Below are 20,880 nucleotides of genomic sequence, written 5' to 3' on the forward strand. Positions count from 1 at the left end.
GTGAAACTCTCCGGCAGGATGGCCTGAATGATGGCATCCTCAAGATAAAATCTACCAAAACGGCTTAGCCCAATTCCTGCAATCATCAGGGGTGGTGCCGCCATTATTGTCGCGATAATATCGGCCTGATCTCCGGGCGGGCCTCGACTTGGAACTTGTTGCTTGGCCCAGCGTATTGTTCAGGCGTTGTTCTATCGATCGAGGAATAAAGATGTCTTCAGAATCCACGCGTCTCACATCCGAGGCAATTACACTATCGGCTGCCGCCATTCTGAACTCACTCATCTCCGTGCTCGGCAATAGGGGTCTGCTTTCCCCTGAGGAAGAGCGGGAAGTCTACCGCGCCGCCGCCGAGATGATCGATGAAGCCTCCGGCGACGACGAGGACGGAACCTACGAGCTGGCGCGTGAACTGATCGAACTCAGGCTTGCCGATATATAGAGCATTTCCAGCAAACGTGCGCAGCGGCGTCTCCGGCGTCGGATCGAGCGGGCAGCCCGAGTGTCGAGCGTTTATGCGCATTCCAAAAACTGATTGTGATTTGAAACCAGTCGAGCTATCCTGCAACTGATTGTATAGGGCAATCAGAATCTCGATGGTGCGGCGCTTACAGCATCGGTTCGAAAATCGGGATCGATTTTCGGAAAGCCTGATGCATCGATTCAAAGGACACTCTGGAGGAGGAAGAGGACATGGCCAAGCTTGTATATGGGTTGAACGTGTCACTGGACGGTTACATCGATCACGACAGATTCATGCCCGGTCCCGTCCTCTTCCGCCACTTCATCGAGAGCGTGCGCGGCGCGGCGGCCATCGTCTACGGTCGCCGCATGTACGAACTCATGCGTTATTGGGACGAAGATCATGCGGACTGGGAGCCCGCGGGAAGCGAGTTTGCGGCGGTGTGGCGGAGCCGGCAGAAGTGGGTCGTATCGCGCACGCTGAAATCGGTCGGCCCCAATGCCACCCTCGTCGAGGGTGACCTCGAAACTGCCATACGCGGACTGAAGGACCGGCTTACCGGGGAGATCGGCATTGGCGGATCGAACCTGGCGGGAAGCCTGACGGAGCTCGGCCTCATCGATGAATATCAGCTCTATTTCCATCCTGTCGTGCTCGGCCACGGCACGCCGTTCTTCACAGCACCCAGGCCGCGGCTGCGCCTTGTGGCCAGCGATCGTATCGACGAGGACGTGATCAGGCTGACTTACGTTCCGGCCTGAGGCAGGCGCGCGCCAGAGGTCACGATTGCTCGCTTCGATGCGCGTGGCGAGCACCAGCCTGTTCGAAAATATACCGCACAAGCTGTGTTTTTGCGTGCAGCCCGGGGTGACGCGCGGCACGTCAGAAGACGAAAAGGTCATCTCCAGGCCTCGAACGATCCCGAGCGCCCCACCGGCCGCGCAACGCTCCAAATTTCCTCTCAACCTCCACAGGCAAACCTGCTGCCATGCCAGTCGGGCATGCCGGGGGTCATCATATGGGCGTAGGGGGGCATCACCCTCATACCCCGGATTGCTGTCGTTCGTTCCCGCGCGAAAGCTGCCAGAATGCAGCCTTGGAATGCTGCTTCGTGGAGCCGGTTGAGGGGCAGATCCAGGAGGCTGGTGGACGGGAGAGGGGACGCCGCTTATGCGGAGAATTCGGGTTAGTAGTCTTGAGTACCTGAGTACATTTGGTGGAGCGTTGAGTATCTGTCGTGCACCCTCAGCCTGGAGCGCAGTGCTGGGAACCGCGACGGTTGTGTCTTCCACGAGTACCGAGGGTTCCCTAAGCTTTGCCAATCAGGGCAGCTTTACCGATCCGGGCGGTGGCGCCGTCCCGTCCTCCTTCGCAGGCAATATGATGCAGCCTGCCGCACCGATCTCCTTCGGCGGCGTGCAGACTGCCTCCCTATCGCCGACGGCGATGCCGGCGCCCGCGGGCGATGGCGGCGCGCTGGACGCGTCTACCACGACGGCGTCGATCCTCCCGGCGCAGCAGACGACGACCACGTCCACCGAGCGCACCGTGCTCGGCCCGGACCCGTACCAGGAGGCGGCGACGCTGCCTGCGGCGCCGACGCTGACAGGCGTCACCAGCGATGCCGGCACTGCGACCGCCACCACGTCTGCGACCGATCCTGCCGCCGGTACCGGCACGGAGTCGTTACGCCTTCAGACCTCGATCGCCTCCATCTCGCTGCAGCCGAGCGAGAGCGTTTCGGCCGAAACCCCCGTGGCCTCGGCGACGCTTGCAGCGCCCGCGGCGGCGGCTGCGGCTGTTCCCAACAAGATCGCGCTCGAGAACATGAAGCAGGGCAACCCCATCAGCGAATGGGGGCTGGAGGGCGACGGCAACGGCACCATCCAGGGCTTTGCCACCGAAATCAGCACCAATGTCGGCGGGACGGTCGATTTCAAGATCGCCACGGATTCCACCCATTACCGCATCGATATCTACCGCATGGGCTATTATGGCGGTATGGGCGCGCGCAAAGTGGACTCGATCGAGAAAACGCTGACCACGGCGCAGGTCCAGCCGCATCCGATCGTCGACATGTCGCTCGGCCTCATCGATTGCGGCAACTGGTCGGTGTCGGCCAGCTGGCAGATCCCTTCCGATTTCGTCTCGGGCGTCTATTTTGCCAAGCTGGTGCGCGAGGATGGGGTCGAGGATGCTGGTATCATCCCCTTCGTCGTGCGCGACGATGCTTCCACCAGCGATATCGTCTTCCAGACGTCCGATACGACATGGCAGGCCTATAATGCCTGGGGCGGCGCCAGCCTCTATTATGGCGAAGTGCCCGTCGATCCCGCCGACATGATCGGCTATCTGCCGCCGAACTGCAGCTGCGGGCTGACCGCGATCGGCCGCGCCTCGGCGGTCAGCTACAACAGGCCGATCATCACCAATACGAGCCCGGTCGGCGGTTCGCACGATTTCATCTTCGGCGTCGAATCCTCCGCCATCTCGTGGCTGGAGCAGAACGGCTACGACGTGTCCTATATCTCGGGCGTCGATGCGACCCGCAGCGGCAGCCTGCTGCTCAACCACGATGCCTATCTCTCCGTCGGCCATGACGAATACTGGTCTGCCGAGCAGCGCGCCAATGTCGAGGCCGCGCGCGACGCCGGCGTGAACCTCGCCTTCTGGAGCGGCAACGAGGTTTACTGGAAAGTCCGCTGGGAAAGCAGCATCGACGGCAGCGGCCAGGCCTACCGCACCATGGTCTGCTACAAGGAGACCTACGGCACGAGCACGGACCCGAGCGGTGTCGGCACCGGCACGTGGCGCGATCCGCGCTATGCCGATCCGGGGCAGGAGCCCGAGAATTCGCTGACGGGCACGATGTTTACGGTGGACAGCTACCGCCAGGATACGATCTCCATCCCCTACGACTATTCGAACCTGCGCTTCTGGCGCAACACCGCTGTCTCCGAGCTGAATGAAGGGGATACGTACAATCTGGTGCAGAACCTGCTCGGCTACGAATGGGATTCCGATGTCGAGAACGGATTCCGTCCGGCTGGACTGATCAACCTGTCGCTCTCTTCGGTCTCGGTCGAAACGTATCTGCGCGATTACGGCTCGACGATCGGCTCTGCCGTCGCCACCCACAGCCTCACCATGTACCGGGCGGCAAGCGGGGCGCTGGTCTTCGGCGCCGGCACCGTCTTCTGGTCCTGGGGCCTGAGCGACAACCACCAGGGTCCGACGACATCGACCGATCGCAACGTGCAGCAGGCGATGGTCAACATGTTCGCGGACATGGGCATCCAGCCGACGACGCTCGATGCGAGCCTGATCCTCGCCACCCAATCGACCGACCTGTTGAAGCCCACCTCGTCGATCACGTCGCCAATCATCGGCGCAAGCTTCCTCGAAGGGCAGCACGTGACGATCACGGGCACGGCGCAGGATTTCGGCGGCGGCATCATTGCCGGCGTCGAGGTCTCCACCGATGGCGGCCAGCACTGGTTCAAGGCGACCGGCCGCGAGAACTGGAGCTATAACTGGGTCGTCCAGGCGAGCGGCACCTATACGATCCTGTCGCGCGCCGTCGACGACAGCGTCAATCTGGAAGCGCCCTCGGCCGGCAAGCAGGTCACGGTCAACCTGCCGGGCACGCAGGGCCTGTGGACGCTTGCGGAAAAGCCGGCTACCGAAGTGGCCATCGACCGCGATCCCGTCGAGCTCGGCCTGCGCTTCCAGGCGACGACGGCGGGCTCGGTGCAGGGCATCCGCTTCTACAAGGGTTTCTACAATATCGGCGAGCATGTCGTCAGCCTCTGGGCGAGCGACGGAACGCTGCTGGCGACGGGCGTCTCGACAGGGGAATCGCTCTCCGGCTGGCAGACGGTGATGTTCTCCAGCCCGATCCAGATCGCGGCCGGCACGACCTATGTGGCCTCCTATCACAGCAACGGCTACTACTCGATGACCGAGAATTATTTCAGCCAGCCCTATGCAAGCGGCCAGCTGAAGGCGGTCGATGGCGGCGGCGTCTTTGCCTATAGCGGTGCCAGCACATTCCCCGGCCAGAGCCCCGGCGGCACCAACTACTGGGTGGATGTGGTCTTCGATGCCGGCCCCAACAGCCTGCCGGTCGCGACCGACGACAGCGGGCTGATCGCCAGCCATAACGGAACGCTTCTCATCTCCATTGCCGCGCTGCTCGCAAACGATACCGATGCCAATGGCGATGCGCTTACCATCACCGCCGTCGGCAATGCGCTGAACGGCACGGTTACCCTCGACAAGCAGGCCGGAACCGTCATCTTCACGCCGGCCGACAATTATTCAGGCCCGGCAAGCTTCACCTATACGGTGTCGGACGGCCGCGGCGGCACGGATCAGGGCAATGTCAGCCTCACGATCCAGTCAGGACCGGCCGGCGAGACGGTGTTTACATCGGGCGAAGGGCCGACGGGGGCCGGCTTCAACGACAATACGCCGATGGAACTCGGCATGAAGTTCGTCGCTTCGGCAAACGGCACGATATCGGGCATCCGCTTCTACAAGGCTGCGGGCGATACCGGCGTGCATACCGGCTCTCTCTGGAGGGCGGACGGCACGCTGATCGCCACGGTCAGCTTCAACAACGAGTCGCTCTCCGGCTGGCAGACGGCGACCTTCTCCACGCCGCTGCAGATCACGGCGGGTGCGACTTATGTCGCCTCCTACCACACGACCGGCAGTTATGTGGCGACGGCAAACTACTTTACCACAGCCCATACCAACGGCTCGCTGACCGCACTTGCGGGCAATAACGGCGTCTATGCGGTCGGAGGTACGGCCTTCCCGACATCGAGCTACCAGTCGAGCAATTACTGGGTCGATGTCGTCTATAACCAATCGACCGGCAACACGGTGCCGGTCGCCGCCAACGACAATGGCTATACGACCTATGCCGACACGGCACTGTCGATTGCCGCAGCCAACCTGCTCGCCAACGATACCGATGCCGATGGCGACCCGCTCTCGATCACCGGCGCCAATGGTGCGGTCAACGGAACGGTGACGTTCAACAGCCAGACCAATACCGTCACGTTCACGCCGACGGCGGGTTATACGGGTGCGGCAAGCTTCTCCTATTCGATCTCGGACGGGCATGGAGGCACTGCGTCGGCGACCGTCAGCCTCACGGTCAACTCGCAGCCCGGCGGCGGCACAACGTCCAGCCTGTTCACCGGCGCGGACACGTCTGGTGTCACCGCCGCCAACGATGCGAACGCGGTCGAGCTCGGCGTCAAGTTCATCGCTTCGGCCAACGGCCAGATCACCGGGCTCACCTATTACAAGAGCGCCCAGGATACCGGCACGCATGTCGGCTCGCTCTGGACCGCGAGCGGCCAGCTGCTGGCGCAGGCGACGTTCATCAACGAGTCGGCGAGCGGCTGGCAGACGGTTTCCTTTACGCAGCCGATCAATGTCACGGCCGGCACCACCTATGTAGCGAGCTACCATTCGAACGGCTTCTACTCAGCGACGCCGAATTATTTCACCACGGACTTTACGAATGGTTCGCTGACGGCGCCGTCAAGTGCCACGAGCGGCGGCAACGGCGTCTATGCCTACGGTTCGAGCAGCCTGTTCCCGACCGCTTCCTACAGTGCCACCAACTATTGGGTCGACGTCGTCTATCAGGTGAAGCAGAACGTCGCGCCGGTCGCGGCCAATGACAGCGGCTTCTCGACGAATACGGGCGTGCCGATCACCCTCCAGGCCTCTGTTCTCACGGCCAACGACACGGATGCCGATGGCGATCCGCTCACGATCACCGGCGCCAGCGGCGGGGTCAACGGAACGGTGACGTTCGACAGCCAGGCGCAGACCGTCACCTTCACCCCGAACGCCGGCTATTCCGGCCCGGCAAGCTTCAGCTATTCGATTGGCGACGGTCACGGCGGCACGGCATCGGCGCAGGTCTCGCTAGATATCAACGACCCGGCGACCGAGCAGACCCTGTTTGCCGCCAATGCAACGCCTGCCATCGTCAACACCAACGACAACCAGCCGGTCAATCTCGGCATGAAATTCCAGGCCGATACGGCAGGCTGGATCACCGCCATCCGCTTCTACAAGGGGGCCGACAATACAGGCCCGCACAACGGCTATCTCTGGACCGCCTCGGGCACGCTTCTCGGCAGCGTCACCTTCAACAACGAAACGGCGAGCGGCTGGCAGACCGCCGCGCTCACCCAGCAGGTGGCGATCTCGGCGGATACGACCTACGTCGTCTCCTACAGCACCAACGGCAACTATTCGGCGACCGGCAATTACTTCAGCGCCGATGTGACGAATGGCGATCTCAAGGCGCCATCAGGCAATAATGGCGTCTATGCCTACGGGGCGGGCGGGCTGTTCCCGAGCGCCAGCTATAACAGCACAAACTACTATGTGGACGTGGCGTTCAGACCGCAGCTTGCGGCGTGAAACACCGCTGACATGTGAGGCCCAAGCACCTGTAAGACAGGGCATCCGGAAAGGATGATGATATCGATGATGCGTGCAGACAACAGATTGCCGGTAACGGTTCTCGCCGGGTTTCTCGGCGCCGGCAAGACGACTGTCCTCAATCATGTTCTGAGTAATCGAGAGGGTCGCCGGGTTGCTGTCATCGTCAACGATATGAGCGAGGTCAACATCGATGCGGATCTCGTGCGCGAGGGGGGTGCAGACCTCTCGCGCACGGACGAGACGCTGGTAGAGCTCACCAATGGATGCATCTGTTGCACGCTGCGCGACGATCTCCTGAGCGAGGTGCGGCGGCTGGCCGCTACCGGCCGTTTCGACTATCTCCTGATCGAGGGCACCGGCATTGCCGAGCCGCTGCCAGTCGCAGCCACCTTCTCCTTCCGCGACGAGAACGGCGCAGCGCTCTGCGATGTGGCGCGGCTCGACACGATGGTCTGCGTCGTCGATGCGGCCAATCTGCTGGCCGATTACCGGAGCGGCGAATTCCTGGCCGATCGCGGCGAGAGGCGTGACGGCGACGACGAGCGCAAGCTCGTCGAACTGCTCGTCGAGCAGATCGAATTTTCCGATGTCGTCATCGTCAACAAGGCAGGCGAGGTGTCGCCCGCAATGCTTGCGGAGGTTCGACGGGTCGTCGCGGCGCTCAATCCGGATGCCCGCGTCATCGAGGCGGTCTTCGGCCAGGTGCCGCTTTCCGCGATCATGGATACCGGCCTCTTCAGCGAGGCGAAGGCCGCCCGCCACCCGCTCTGGCACAAGGAGCTCTACGGCTGGGGCGACCATGTGCCGGAGACCGAGGAATACGGCATATCGAGCTTCGTCTATCGCAGCCGCCGGCCCTTCGATCCCGCGCGGCTCGCCCGCGTCCTCGATCAGCCATTACCCGGCATCATCAGGGCGAAAGGGCATTTCTGGCTGGCGACCCGGCCGGACGAGATCGGCCTCCTGTCGATTGCCGGCACACAATGCCGCATCGATACCAGGGGATTCTGGTGGGCGTCGGTGCCGCGGGCGCACTGGCCGCGCCATCCGCAATTCCGCCAGTTGCTGGACCGGCACTGGGACGACGGCTGGGGCGATCGTCGCCAGGAGCTGGTTTTCATCGGTTCCGGCTTCGACGAGGCGGCGATCCGTGCCGCCCTCGACGATTGCCTGACCGGTGAGGAGACGGGTTTCGATCCGCTGACTGCGGTCGGCCTTCGAGATCCGTTTCCAGCATGGGGGCACGCACATATCCATGCGCATTCAAAGAGTTAGAGCGTCCTAATGGACGTAAGACGCCCTAAGGTGAAGGTGTTTTTGGTATCAACCAGAGGAGAAGAACAATGAGCAGCGAACTTTATGCAGACGGCATCGGCGAAATCACCATCACGGGAACGATCGTGCGCATCGACCTGATGTCGCTGTCGGCCACCGACCGCGATGCCAACAACAATCCGAAGCCGGTCTTCCGCCAGCGCATCGTCATGCCGGTCGATGCCTTCGCCAATGCGGTCGATCTCATGCAGAAGGCGCTCGGCGGGCTGGTCGAGGCAGGTGCCGTTCGCCGCATCGGCGACATGTCGGCTGCCGCGGCCGCCGATATCCAGGCGGCGCAGGGCGGTACTTCGAACGCTTCGCCGAACTTCAACTGATAGCGGTACCTCGGTCTCTTTTGTTTCGGGTGGGCCATGAGTGAATTTCTGCATACGAACCTGCATTGTCTTGCGCTCGTCGCACGTCATCACGGCGTCGATCTTTCTCCTGAGCGACTGCAGCACGATTATGCCGTCGGCAGCGATCCGGTTGCCGTGCGGCAGCTCTTGCGCATGGCCAAGGATGCCGGCCTGAGGGCCAGGCATCTCGATCTCACCTGGCGAAGCCTGTTCCAGCTCGGCGAGGCCTTTCCGGTGCTTGCGGAACTTTCGAACGGCAACTGGGTGGTCATCGCCGGTGCCGTCGGGGAGGGCGAGGAGGAGAGGATCCGCGTTCTCGACCCGCTCGCCAGCCGCGCCGAAGTCATTGATCTGAGCGAAGAGCAGTTCGCCAAGGCCTGGCTCGGATCGGTGGTGCTGCTGAAGCGCAACTATCGCATGTCCGATGAGGATCGGCCCTTCGGCTTCCGCTGGTTCATCCCCGAGATCATCAAGCAGCGCAGCTTCTTCCGCGATGTCGCGCTCGCCGCCTTCGTGCTCTACGGCCTCGGGCTGACGACGCCGATCTTCTTTCAGCTCGTCATCGACAAGGTGCTCGTGCATCAGAGCTATGCGACGCTGACGGTTCTGACGGCGGGTATCGCGATCGCGCTCGTCTTCGACGCGACCTTCACCTTCCTGCGCCGCTACCTGCTGCTCTACGCCACCAACAGGATCGACATCCGGGTGGCGACGCGCACTTTCGGCCACCTGCTCAACCTGCCGATCGCGCTTTTCGAGCAGGCCTCGGCCGGCGTTCTCGTCAAGCATATGCAGCAGACGGGCCGCATCCGCGAATTCCTGACCGGGCGGCTGTTTCTGACATTGCTGGACGGCGTGTCGCTCCTGGTCTTCGTGCCGATCCTGCTTCTCTACAGCGTCAAGCTGACGCTCGTGGTGCTCGGCTTCGCAGCCCTTGTCGGGCTCGTGGTGATGCTGCTCGTCGGGCCGTTCCAGCGCCGCCTGCAGGCGCTCTACCAGGCGGAAGGCGACCGGCAGGCGCTGCTCGTGGAAACCGTGCACGGCATGCGCACCGTCAAATCGCTGGCGCTGGAGCCGCGCCAGCGCAAGGTGTGGGACGATTATTCGGCGCAGTCGATCTCCGTGCGTTTCCGCGTCGAGAAGATCTCGACCATCGCCCAGGCGATGACCGGGCTGCTGGAGAAGCTGATGAGCGTTGCGATCATCGGGCTCGGCGCGCTCGACGTGTTCTCGGGCACGATGACGATCGGCGCGCTGGTCGCCTTCAACATGCTCGCCGGCCGCGTCTCCGGGCCGCTCGTGCAGATCGTCACCATGGTGCATGAATATCAGGAAGTGGCGCTTTCCGTGCGCATGCTCGGCGAGATCATGAACCAGCGGCCGGAACAGGCAGGCCGCGGGCGCGGGGTGCGGCCGCATCTGCATGGCCGCATCGAATTCGACCGGGTCAGCTTCCGCTATGCGCCCGATGCTGCGCCGGCGCTCGACAATGTCTCCTTCGCCATTCCGGCGGGCTCGGTCTTCGGCGTGGTCGGCAAGAGCGGTTCGGGCAAGACGACGATCACCCGGCTCATCCAGGGGCTCTACCAGAGCCAGGAGGGGCTGGTGCGCATGGACGGTTACGACAGCCGCGAGATCGACCTCGTGCATCTGCGCACCAGCATCGGCGTCGTGCTGCAGGATAATTTCCTGTTCCGCGGCTCGGTGCGCGACAATATCGCGGCCGCCAGGCCCGATGCCAGCATCGAGGAGATCATGCAGGTCGCCCGCATCGCCGGGGCGGAAGAATTCATCGAGCGGCTGCCGCGCGGCTTCGACACGATGCTGGAGGAGAATGCCGCCAACCTCTCCGGCGGCCAGAAGCAGCGGTTGGCAATCGCGCGGGCGCTGATCACCGATCCGAAGCTTCTGATCTTCGATGAGGCCACAAGCGCGCTCGATCCCGACAGCGAGGCGATCATCCGCGAGAACCTGAGCCGCATCGCCGCCGGGCGCACCGTCATCATCGTCTCGCACCGGCTTTCGACGCTCGTCGATGCCGATGCCATTCTCGTCATCGATCGCGGCAAGGTCGCCGATATCGGCCGGCACGACCAGCTCGTGTCGCGCTGCATGACCTACCGCCATCTCTGGGCACAGCAGATGAGGCAGGTCGCATGAACGCGCATGTCAGAAAATCCGACGAAAACATGCCGGTTCCCTCAGGCAAGGGGCCATCGGACAAGGGGCCGGGGAAAGGCCAGGAAAAGGGAAAGCAGCTCGTCGCCCGCCCGCCGCTGCCGCCGGCGATTGCCGAATTCCAGTCCGACGCCGTCGAGCTGGAGGAACGCGCGCCGCCGCGCGTGGCGCGCATGACGCTCTATTGCGTGACGGCGCTGCTTGCCGCCACCATCACCTGGGCCTCCGTCTCCGAGATCGACGAGGTGGTGATTGCGCCCGGCAAGCTCGTCACCACCCAGCCGACCATCGTCGTCCAGCCGCTCGAAACCTCGATCATCCGCACGATCGACGTGAAGGCCGGCGAGGTGGTGCATGCCGGCCAGACGCTGGCGACCCTCGACGCCACCTTCAGCCAGGCCGATGTCGACCAGCAGCAGGCGAAATTCTCGGCGCTCGACGCGCAGGTGAAGCGCATCGAGGCGGAGCTTGCCGGCGACGATTATACCGCCATGGCCGGCAAGACGCCTGACGAGATGCTGCAGGTGCAGCTTTTCGGCCAGCGGCATGCCTTCTACACGGCGCAGCTGCAGAATTTCGACCAGCAGATCGCCGGCCAGTCGGCAGCCCTTGCCGCGGCCAAGAACCAGGAGGCCGTGCTCGTCGACCGGCGCGACACGCTCTCGCAGATCGAGGGCGCACGCACGCGGCTCTACGACAAGCAGAGCGGTTCGCTGATCACCATGCTCGGCTCGCGCGACGCCCGCCTCGACGTGGAATCCGATCTGACCGCCGTTCGCGGCAAGGCCGACGAGGCGGCACACGCCTATGCCAAGCTGCGCGCCGACCGCCAGGCCTTCATCGAGGATTTCCGCCGCGCCGCGATGGAGCAGTTGGTGGAGCTGCGCGGCCAGCGCGACATGGCGGATGAAGAGCTGAAGAAGATGGAGTTGCGCCGCAACATGGTGTCGCTGACCGCACCCGCCGATGCCGTCGTGCTCGATCTCGCCCAGCGTTCCATCGGCTCGGTCGTGCGCGAGGCCGAACCGATCGTCACGCTGGTGCCGATCAACGTGCCGCTCGAAGCGGAAGTCTCGATCAACACCCGCGACATCGGCCGCATCGCCGTCGGCAAGGAAGCCCGCATCAAGCTCGACGCCTATCCCTTCCAGAAATACGGCACCGCATCTGGCGAGGTACGCACCATCAGCCAGGACACGTTCATGACCGGCCAGCAGCCGGAACAAACCGCCACGCCCAGCCAGCCGGCCGCACCCTTCTTCAAGGCTCGCATCCTGCTTGCGGATACAAGGCTGAACGCCTCGGACGTGCCGGTTCGGCTGCTGCCGGGCATGACCGTGTCGACGGAAATCAAGGTGGGGCAACGGACGGTGATCTCGTATTTCCTCTATCCGCTCATACGCGGGCTGGATGATGCGATCCGCGAACCGAACTGAGGGGTCCGCCGGCGAGGTGTAGGCGAGGGGCCTCCTGCACGCGCCATGGGATGGGGGCGGTGCTGCGGTTTGCGGCGCTGCCCCCAGACCTGTTTTTTTGGGCACCCAAAGTGAACTCGCCGGCACGTAAAGCCAGTTTCGAACGCAAGCGGGCTTTTGGGCCTCGTTTTTGCACTACGATTGCTAAAGGAATCTGGTTAGGTACAGCTCCGTTATTCACTTATACGCGGTTGAGGTCGTCGGCGCGATGAATATCGAAGACTATGAGAAGACGTACTATTCCACGTACGCCGACTTCGCACAAACAGTTCGGTTCATCTTAGAAAACGCGCTGCGCGCCGACAAAGGCCAGCCACGTCCTCAATCGGTTCAGTGCCGCGCAAAAGAGGTGAGTAGCTTGCGTCGGCGTCTAGTCGAGGCGGACAAACTGGATACTCAGACGCTTGAGCTTGACCGGCGCGATCTCGCTGGCGTGCGGCTCATCTTCTATACCAACAACGATGTTGATCGCTTCTTGGCGTCATCGCTGATCCACGAGAACTTTGAAATAGAGGAGGACTCAACCAAAATTCATCATCCCGTGCCTGAAAATAAGGAAGCCCAATACCGCGCCGTTCACTACACGGTGAGGCTTCGCGAGGAACGTGTACGCCTTCCGGAATACGCGAGGTTCGCCGGGCTGCGTTGTGAGATTCAGGTACAGACCATTCTAAACCACGCCTGGTCCGAAACGTCACACGACATTCTCTATAAGGACAAGCTAGGGGACGGCTACGGCGAGAAAGGGATGAAAGCAATTGCTCGCCGATTTGAGCGGATCATGGACAAGTACCTGATCCCGGCTGGCTTTGAGATTCAAAAGGCGCAGCAGGAGTATGAGCGGCTTCTTCAAGGCAAAAGCCTCTTCGATAAGGACATCGCAACGCTGCTGGACGGCGCACAGAATAATAACGAGCGCTACGAGGTTCTTTCCGGCCTGAAGGATTACTCGATTCCAAATTATGACGACCTCTCGGCCGCCTACGAAGGGCTGAGGGGGCCTCTCCTTCGGGCAGTGAAAGCTGCACGTGCAACCGAGCCCGTTCCGATAGACACGACCTATGGCAAAATGGAGGGGTTCAAAGCCGACGCGGTGACAACGCTTGTCCTGGAGATAATAGAGCGCCTGCGTTACGCAGACGTGGTCGGAACACTACAGCTGCTTATCGATATTTACCGGGATGAGGCAGAGGAAGACATTCGGCAGACGATTGTAAACGCGGTCAAGCACCTGTCCGAATACAACGTCGATGCCTATCGGCAGGTAGGACCGATGCTCCAGATGGCGCTGGTAGATTATCTTGCCGGGATGAGTAGCATCGAGTTGGATAGCATTCGGCCCATCGTGCTCGCTGTATGGACCGAGGCAATCCAATCCGACATTACAGGTGCCGAGTGGAAGGCAGATTCCGTCGTCCTAAGCACCGGGGCTGTGCCAGTGTCGGATCAGTTGCAGCAGGTTCGCGAGAAGGCAATGACGGCTCTCTTTGCGGCCTACGAGCGATCCAATGACGATACGCAGAAGAGAGCAGTTCTCGCAGCGCTGGACGCTGCCACACGAACTCCCAACCAGGTGCAGTACTCGAATGAGTTCCTGAGCATCACTCTTCGGGACGCAACACGTATTGTCGAATTCGTGACAGCACAGGCCAAATCCGAAAGCTACGAGCTGCTCCAACACCTCGAGCATCAATTTCTTTATGACTACCGGCGCACGAGAACGTTGGCAGATGACCCAGATAATCGATTTAATTGTCAGACGGAAGCTGCCGCACTCATTGCCGCTATCTTGAAGTTCCGCGACGCGATTAATACAGACGAACGCTTTCGCCAATATAAAGTTTTGGTTGGATTCGAATCCGTCTATTCCGAACATTGGACCGATGAGGAATTCGACTATCAGAGGGCTGACGAGTATCGGAAGAAGGAAGCGGACAGCTATCTCGCCACTATCAACGACGCAAACGAGAGCCAGTGGTACGACCTGATAGCGCGCTGTGCGGAAACCAAGTCAAGCGATCTGGCGACCTTTGCTGTTTTCGTGAATTTCCTCAGCAATCTTGCAGAGCGCAGGCCCGAGGTGGCGGAGAGGTTTTTGGCGAGGGCCTCCGATGATCTCTGCCGGTTTCTTCCCGGCTTCCTCAATGGGCTATCTCGGAGTGGCCGGAACGACATCTATGAAGCAATTTTGGAACGCGAACTGGTGTCCGCTAAGCATTTGTCAGGCATAGCGCGCCATCTTCGATATTCGGACGTTAAGCAACCGGATTTCGCGCACCGCCTGTTGAAGCGCGCCATTGACATTGCGGACTCAGCAGCGGTCAGCGAATGCCTATTATTTGCCTTGGAGCACTTTGACGCGGAGCAGATCACAGACCCCGACAGCTTCTTGCGCGACGCGCTGGCATTTTTGAACGACCGCAAAGATGTGCGGTGGGTCTCAGAAGCATGGTTCCTGGAGAAGGGCGGAAAGCTCTATGAGGAACTGACTCCTGAAAGGACGGCACAAATCCTAGAGAACTTGGGCCATGTCCGCCAGGTGAACTACCAGGTAGAGGGCATTCTGGGTCGGCTGGCCGAACGCCAGCCTGAAGCGATCTGGGACTATTTCGGTGCTCGCCTAGCCAAGAATTTTGACGAAGACAGGGATGAAGGTCGGTTCGAGGCAGTGCCATTCCGTCTCCGCAGTCTGGGAAAAGTGCTCGCAAAGGACCCTCAGCTTGCAATTAGCAAGGGGCTGTCCTGGTTCTCAGGCGATCGGAGACTTTTTCAATTCCGCGGAGGTCGCCTCCTAAGCAACGTATTCCCTCATTGCACGCCGGAGTTCGCTGCTGCGCTCGCAGGGCTGGTAAAGGCGGGCGGCGATACGGAGGCGGATTTCGCCCTTGCGATCCTGCGAAATTATCACGGCGAGATCTCGACCCATGCCGTCTTGAAGGAGATAGTGTCGCGCTTCCCAGGGGACGCTCGAAAACTAAGCGAGGTTCGAGCCGCGATCGATAGCACCGGTGTGGTGCGGGGCGAGTTGGGCTTCGCCGAAGCGTGGCGAACCAGGAGAGACTCGCTGACGGAGTGGCTGTCGGATGAACGCCCTTTGGTTAAGGCGTTTGCGGAGAAACACATCGCAGAACTCAACCTTCGGATCGCATCGGAGCACCGCAGCGCCGAGACCGAAAAGGAGATGCGCAACAGGGACTATGAACATGAAGACGTGGACGAAGACGACGATGGGGCCGGCGGCGAAGACGACGGTGCGAGCGGAATATCCAGAAATCAGACCGCATCCGCCGATTCATCTGGAGCGACCGCGCGATCGACAAAACCGGGAGAAACGTCAGACAAGTACAAATCCTATTCGGCCCTTGCCGCCGGCGAGACGGAAGGCGTCGACTACAGAAAATTCTTCACCGAGAAGCCGTCACCCGTCCTTATAGCCGCCCCTCATGGTGGAACGATCGAACCTGGCACCTCCGAGATCGCCGTAGCGATCGCAGGCAATGACCTTTCGCTCTACTGCTTCGAAGGGTTGAAACCAGACCGTCCTCACTCCGATCTCCACATTGAATCGCATCTGTTCGATGAGCCGGAAGGTCTGCGCCTAGCAGCGGCAGCCGACGTCGTGGTCACCGTGCACGGTCGAAAGGACGAGGGAGATACAGAGACCGTCTGGCTCGGTGGTCTCGATCACCAGTTGCGCGATGCTGTCGCCAAGAATCTGCAGGGTGCGGGGTTTCGCGTTCGCACCACGGGACATCGCCTTCCAGGCGAAGAGCCAGACAACATTTGTAACCGGGGCAAGCGCGGAGCTGGGGGGCAACTTGAAATTCCAAGGACACTTCGGGATGCGTTGATTGCCGACACTCAGAAGCTAGTGAATTTTGCCGGTGCAGTTCAGTCTGCCATAGTGCAGACTAAGTAACCCGAGCAGGGTAATTGTCTGCAAACCGGCTCCTTATCCTCCGGCCTCCGGCAGGCCGGCCTTCCTAAAACCGTCCACAAAGTGGTCTCGCACAGATGCATCGCGCAGCGGCTGGGAGCCGAGCCAATGGGCGATCGTGAAATGAGGGTGGGCGATCAGGAAGAGTTCTGCTTCTCGCCGCGCCTCCTCCTGGTGGCCCATCTGCGCAAGCGTGGCAGCCAGGAATTTGCGGGAGTTGGTACGATACGTGTCTTCCCTGCGCAGTGTGGCGGCTGCGGCCTCATAGTCGCGCGCGGCGTATTGCGCCTGCCCGAGATGACAAAGATACCAGCAGGCTGGACGGGGATTGAGTCGCAGGGCTTTTTTGATCTGCGCCAGTCCGTCGGCAACCCTGCCGTCCAGCACGGAAATATCCGACATGGCGGCCCAGGTGTCGGCGTGGTTGGGGTCCAGCTCCAGGGCCTTGGCGAAGGCGGCCTCGGATTCCTCCCATCGCCGCTCGTAAGCCAGGATGGTCCCCAGAACGTAACGGCAGCCGGCATCGTTGGGATCGAGGTCGACCGCCTTCTGCGCTGATGTCACCGCCATCTGGCGGTTGGGATCTTCGGGCTCTCCGAAATGGGTCCAGGCCAGCCAGCGGTTATAGGCGAGCAGGCCAAGCGCCTCGGCATAGGATGGCTCGAGCTTGACCGCGCGCTGGAGCAGCATATAGGCCTCACGCTCGGTTTGCGGCGACTCTTCCGTCAGCAGACGGGCGCGCACACACAGGTCGTAGGCCTCAAAGTTCTTCGGCCGATTGCGCGGCGGCGGGATGGTCAGCCGGCCGACGAGGGCTTCGACAATCTTGGCGTTGACCTCGTCCTGCAATTCGAAAACATCTTCCACCGTCCGGTCGAACCTCTCGGCCCACAAGTGCCCGCCGCCAAGCGCATCGACCAATTGGGCATTGATGCGGACACGGCCCATTGCGCGTCTGGCGCTCCCTTCGAGTACGTAGCGGACGCCGAGCTCCTGGGCGACGAGGCGTACATCGACCGGCTTGCCCTTGTAGCCGTAGACGGAATTGCGCGCGATGACGAACAGGCCAGCCGTGCGGGAAAGGTCGGTGATCAGGTCTTCAGTCAAGCCGTCGACGAAAGGCTCGTCCGCTTCATTCCCACCCATATTCGTGAACGGCAAGACAGCGATCGAGGGATTTTCCGGCAGCGGCAATATGCTCGGCAGCGCATCCGGCCAATGCCACACGTGGACCGGGCGGGTCAGGTTCTTCAGGTAGCGTTCGCCTGCATCGAAGAACCGGTCGTCGATCTTGTCGAGGATCTCGCCGTGAACGCCGCCTGAAATGCAGATGCCTCCCGGCGCGGCCTGTCTCTCGAGGCGCGCCGCGACATTGACCCCGTCGCCGAGGACGTCTGAACCCTCGTCAATGACATCTCCCAGATTGACGCCTATACGCAAAAGCAGGCGCTGGTCTGCGGAAGCCTCGACAGCAGCGGTGGCCCGTTGCATTTCCAACGCTGCCGCGACCGCTTCCACCGCGCTGCCGAATTCGATCAGGAATCCGTCGCCCATGACCTTGAAGATGCGGCCTTTGTGACGCCTCACAGCCGGCTCGATGATGCCGGAACGGAGCTCCCTGAGGTTCTCCAGCGTTGCGACTTCATCTGCCTCCATCAGGCGCGAATATCCCACCACATCGGCAACGACGATGGCGGCAAGGCGACGCTGAAGAGATTGATCCGTCATGTGAGGACGAGCCTGATGACCAAATTAGCAAGTTATTGTTCAACCACGGGTGAGTCAACAAGTGGTAGGAGATAGTCGAGGCGATCTCCGCCTCCATCGAGCCCAGGACAGGGATGAATTCGGGGGTGGGCGCGGCTGCCCAAAGCGAAGCCTGCCGGCAGCCATCCGACTCCATCATAGGGAAAAGCGCTCTATCTTGCTTGCACAATCGCGGAGCAGGAGCATTCTCGGAGCGTTTCGTTTCAGCACCACTCCAGACTGCCGGTTCAGCGGCACAGATCCAAGAGGAGATGAGCGATGGACGCATTGACACCTGACAACATCATGAAGATCGGCATGGGTTTCTGGGCCTCCAAGACAATGCTGAGCGCTATCGAACTCGGTGTCTTCACCGAGCTCGCCGCACGCCCGGCCGATCTGCCGGCATTGCAGGCGAGGCTCGGACTGCATCCCCGCTCGGCCCGCGATTTCCTCGATGCCCTGGTTGCCCTGAAGCTGCTCGAACGCGAGGACGGCATCTATCGCAATTGCCCGGATACCGACCGTTTCCTCGACCGGGCCAAGCCGTCCTATGTCGGCGGCATCCTGGAAATGGCCAATGCCCGGCTCTACGGCTTCTGGGGGTCGCTCACCGAAGCCCTGCGGACGGGGGAAATGCAGAATGAAAGCAAGCATAAGAGGGACTTCTTCGCCGCACTCTATGCGGAACCGGAACGGTTGCGAAGCTTCCTCGAGGCCATGAGCGGCCTCAGCGCCGGGGCGGCGCAGGTCATCGCAGCCAGGTTCGATTGGTCGAAATACGCGACATTCGCCGATATCGGCGCGGCACAGGGCATGGTGCCGGTGGTGATCGCGCGGGCGCATCCTCACCTCAAGGCGATCGGCTTCGATCTGCCCGCCGCCCAGCCGATATTCGAGGCGTTCGTTGCAGAGCAGGGCCTTGCCGACCGTATCCGCTTTCAGGGCGGCAACTTCTTCGAGGATCCGTTGCCTGACGTGGATGTGATCGTGATGGGACATATCCTGCACGACTGGAATCTCGCCGAGAAGAAGCTGCTGCTGGAAAAAGCCTTCGCCGCGCTGCCGAAAGGCGGGGCCGTGATCGCCTATGACGCCATCATCGATGATGAGCGCCGCGAGAACGCCTTCGGGCTGCTGATGAGCCTGAACATGCTGATCGAAACCCCCGGCGGATTCGATTATTCCGGTGCCGACTGTCAGGCATGGATGCGCGAGGCAGGCTTCGTGTCCACACGCGTCGAGCCTTTGGTGGGGCCGGATTCGATGGTGATCGGGTACAAGCCGTGATGGCTGGCCCCGGGCGGTGATGGCGAGCCTTGCCGCGGGGGAGCGCCCTTAACGGCTCATCCAAGGCATCTCAATCGTCCCGAGCGATACAAGGATCCCGAGACCTATCAGCGCAATGCCCAAAGCACCTTCGAAGCGGCGGCCACGCGGCAGCAGCTTCTCGACGAAAATGACCAGCGTCAGAAGCAGCATCCAGGCGACGCTCATGACGCCGGCCGCGACCAGCACGGCAAACAGCGCCCAGCAGCACCCGAAACAATAGACGCCGTGGCGCAGCCCCATCTCAAGGGCGCCAACCCGGCCATCGCGCCAGTGCTGCGCAACGAAAGCGAGCGGCGAACGGCAATGGCTCAGGCAAATGTGCTTGAGGCTCGTGAACTGGTAGAGCCCGGCTACGCCGAGAGTGGCACCGAGCGCGAGCGGTGCCCATGTCGACCGCTGAGGCGGATCGAGGCTCGCTGCAAACTCGCTGCCGAACTGAACCAGGAGATAGACGAGAAGGCCTGCCGCCGCCCAGACGAGCATGTAGCCAGCGACGAAGATCCATGTCGGGATGGCCACGTGCTGTTCGCGTCTCGCCTGTGCCGCCGCGAACATGAAGATCATGGGTGCGGCGGCCGGCAGCATCATAGCCGCCATCATCACAGTCCACACCGCCACAAAGGTGACGGCGCCGGCAACTGACCAGCCGGCGGTAGCAATTCCGGCCATAGCCATGCCGGCCATGCCTTCCATACCCTCCATCCCGCCGCGCACGGTGATGCCCATGGGCATGTCCATGCTGAAGGTCTGGTAGAGGGTGAGCGCCCATGCCGCCGCTGTCAGCACAGCGAGCGATGCAAGGAGATACAGCGGCATGCCACGAAGATTCCGGGTGAAACGCCACGATTTCCTTGGGAACGCGCCAGGCAACGGAACGCCGCCCTAGTTCGGGCCGGTCCAGTCGAACGGGATGTGCTTGCTCGAGCGGGCCGTGCCCGTCCAGTCGAACCCGAAGCCTTTGGTGCTCACTTCTACGGAGCGCCCCCAGGTGGCAACCTGGCCCGGGCCAACCTCCGAGCCCGGCGGGTTGATCGTCTGCACCCGCTTTCCGGGTGGTGTCGTTGGGCCGGAAAGCGCTTCTGCGCGCCCGACGACGCGGCCGGGAATTTCGACCCGCCAGGTGGCGAGGTCTCCCGCTACCTCAAAAGTGATCGGCACGAATTCCATGCCACGCATCTCGCCGATATTGGCCGCAAACCCCGCCGGCCAGCCGCCGGCCTGGCCGCCGAAGATCGCCTGCAGGGCTTCGCGCTGCCGCTCGTCCGCCTTCTCGTCGATGTACATGCCCATCACGGCCTTGGCCTCTCCAGCCCAGAGGTTGCCTTCGAACTCGCCGAGCGCCACGAGCGTCAGACCGTCCAGCTTCACGCCGCCATATTGACCCTCGCGCACATGCCAGGCGAGCACGCCCTGGCAATGATTGCCTGTTGGCCGTTGTGCGAACTCGCAAGGACAGGGAATGTCGCAGCTGCAGATGTCGAACCAGTCGCCTGCGAGCCGCCATTGAGGTACTGCATTCATGGCTGTCCCTCCCGGAAATTCAACACCGGATTATACGTCGATGCCGGGTCACAATCCAGTAGTACGTCTGTCGTT

At 61.8% G+C, this 20,880-nt stretch carries 12 protein-coding genes; 9 read left to right on the forward strand and 3 right to left on the reverse strand.

Annotated elements, in window-relative coordinates; all coding sequences use genetic code 11:
* Positions 1 to 211: 211 nt before the first annotated feature.
* From FHT82_RS27365 to FHT82_RS27400, 8 genes are all read left to right on the forward strand, one after another.
* Positions 212 to 442 (forward strand): hypothetical protein, encoded by a 231-nt coding sequence (locus FHT82_RS27365; protein ID WP_183735849.1) that lies wholly within the window; start codon positions 212 to 214, stop codon positions 440 to 442.
* Positions 443 to 693: 251 nt separating this feature from the next.
* Positions 694 to 1,224 carry a dihydrofolate reductase family protein gene (locus tag FHT82_RS27370; RefSeq protein WP_183735850.1) on the forward strand — a complete coding sequence of 177 codons (531 nt, stop codon included), beginning with the start codon at positions 694 to 696 and terminating at the stop codon, positions 1,222 to 1,224.
* 409 nt (positions 1,225 to 1,633) lie between these two features.
* Positions 1,634 to 6,919 (forward strand): DUF4082 domain-containing protein, encoded by a 5,286-nt coding sequence (locus FHT82_RS27375; RefSeq protein WP_183735851.1) that lies wholly within the window; start codon positions 1,634 to 1,636, stop codon positions 6,917 to 6,919.
* Positions 6,920 to 6,985: 66 nt separating this feature from the next.
* Entirely contained in the window at positions 6,986 to 8,218 is a 1,233-nt protein-coding gene (locus FHT82_RS27380) for a GTP-binding protein (RefSeq protein WP_183735852.1), read from the forward strand.
* Between the two features lie 68 nt (positions 8,219 to 8,286).
* Positions 8,287 to 8,595 (forward strand): hypothetical protein, encoded by a 309-nt coding sequence (locus FHT82_RS27385; protein WP_183735853.1) that lies wholly within the window; start codon positions 8,287 to 8,289, stop codon positions 8,593 to 8,595.
* 36 nt (positions 8,596 to 8,631) lie between these two features.
* The gene (locus FHT82_RS27390; RefSeq protein ID WP_183735854.1) at positions 8,632 to 10,776 is read left to right on the forward strand and encodes a peptidase domain-containing ABC transporter; all 2,145 of its coding nucleotides are present in this window, start codon (positions 8,632 to 8,634) and stop codon (positions 10,774 to 10,776) included.
* Positions 10,773 to 12,230, forward strand: coding sequence for an HlyD family type I secretion periplasmic adaptor subunit (locus FHT82_RS27395; RefSeq protein WP_183735855.1), 1,458 nt, complete (start codon positions 10,773 to 10,775; stop codon positions 12,228 to 12,230). The genes FHT82_RS27390 and FHT82_RS27395 overlap by 4 nt, the downstream gene beginning before the upstream one ends.
* A gap of 247 nt (positions 12,231 to 12,477) precedes the next feature.
* Positions 12,478 to 16,188 (forward strand): poly-gamma-glutamate hydrolase family protein, encoded by a 3,711-nt coding sequence (locus FHT82_RS27400; RefSeq protein WP_183735856.1) that lies wholly within the window; start codon positions 12,478 to 12,480, stop codon positions 16,186 to 16,188.
* A 33-nt stretch (positions 16,189 to 16,221) separates the two neighbouring features.
* Here FHT82_RS27400 and FHT82_RS27405 read toward each other — a convergent pair whose 3' ends face one another.
* Complete coding sequence (locus FHT82_RS27405; RefSeq protein WP_183735857.1) at positions 16,222 to 17,934, reverse strand: adenylate/guanylate cyclase domain-containing protein; 1,713 nt, start codon at positions 17,932 to 17,934, stop codon at positions 16,222 to 16,224.
* A gap of 297 nt (positions 17,935 to 18,231) precedes the next feature.
* On the opposite strand from FHT82_RS27405, the gene FHT82_RS27410 reads away from it, so the two are divergent.
* Complete coding sequence (locus tag FHT82_RS27410; RefSeq protein ID WP_183735858.1) at positions 18,232 to 19,242, forward strand: methyltransferase; 1,011 nt, start codon at positions 18,232 to 18,234, stop codon at positions 19,240 to 19,242.
* A 48-nt stretch (positions 19,243 to 19,290) separates the two neighbouring features.
* On the opposite strand, the gene FHT82_RS27415 is transcribed toward FHT82_RS27410, so the two are convergent.
* Both FHT82_RS27415 and FHT82_RS27420 read right to left on the reverse strand, forming a co-directional pair.
* Positions 19,291 to 20,100 carry a DUF2182 domain-containing protein gene (locus FHT82_RS27415; RefSeq protein ID WP_183735859.1) on the reverse strand — a complete coding sequence of 270 codons (810 nt, stop codon included), beginning with the start codon at positions 20,098 to 20,100 and terminating at the stop codon, positions 19,291 to 19,293.
* 66 nt (positions 20,101 to 20,166) lie between these two features.
* Positions 20,167 to 20,805 (reverse strand): DUF1326 domain-containing protein, encoded by a 639-nt coding sequence (locus FHT82_RS27420; RefSeq protein WP_183735860.1) that lies wholly within the window; start codon positions 20,803 to 20,805, stop codon positions 20,167 to 20,169.
* Positions 20,806 to 20,880 lie beyond the last annotated feature (75 nt).

This window comes from Rhizobium sp. BK275 (assembly GCF_014193555.1).
In the GTDB taxonomy this organism is placed as follows: Bacteria; Pseudomonadota; Alphaproteobacteria; order Rhizobiales; family Rhizobiaceae; genus Rhizobium.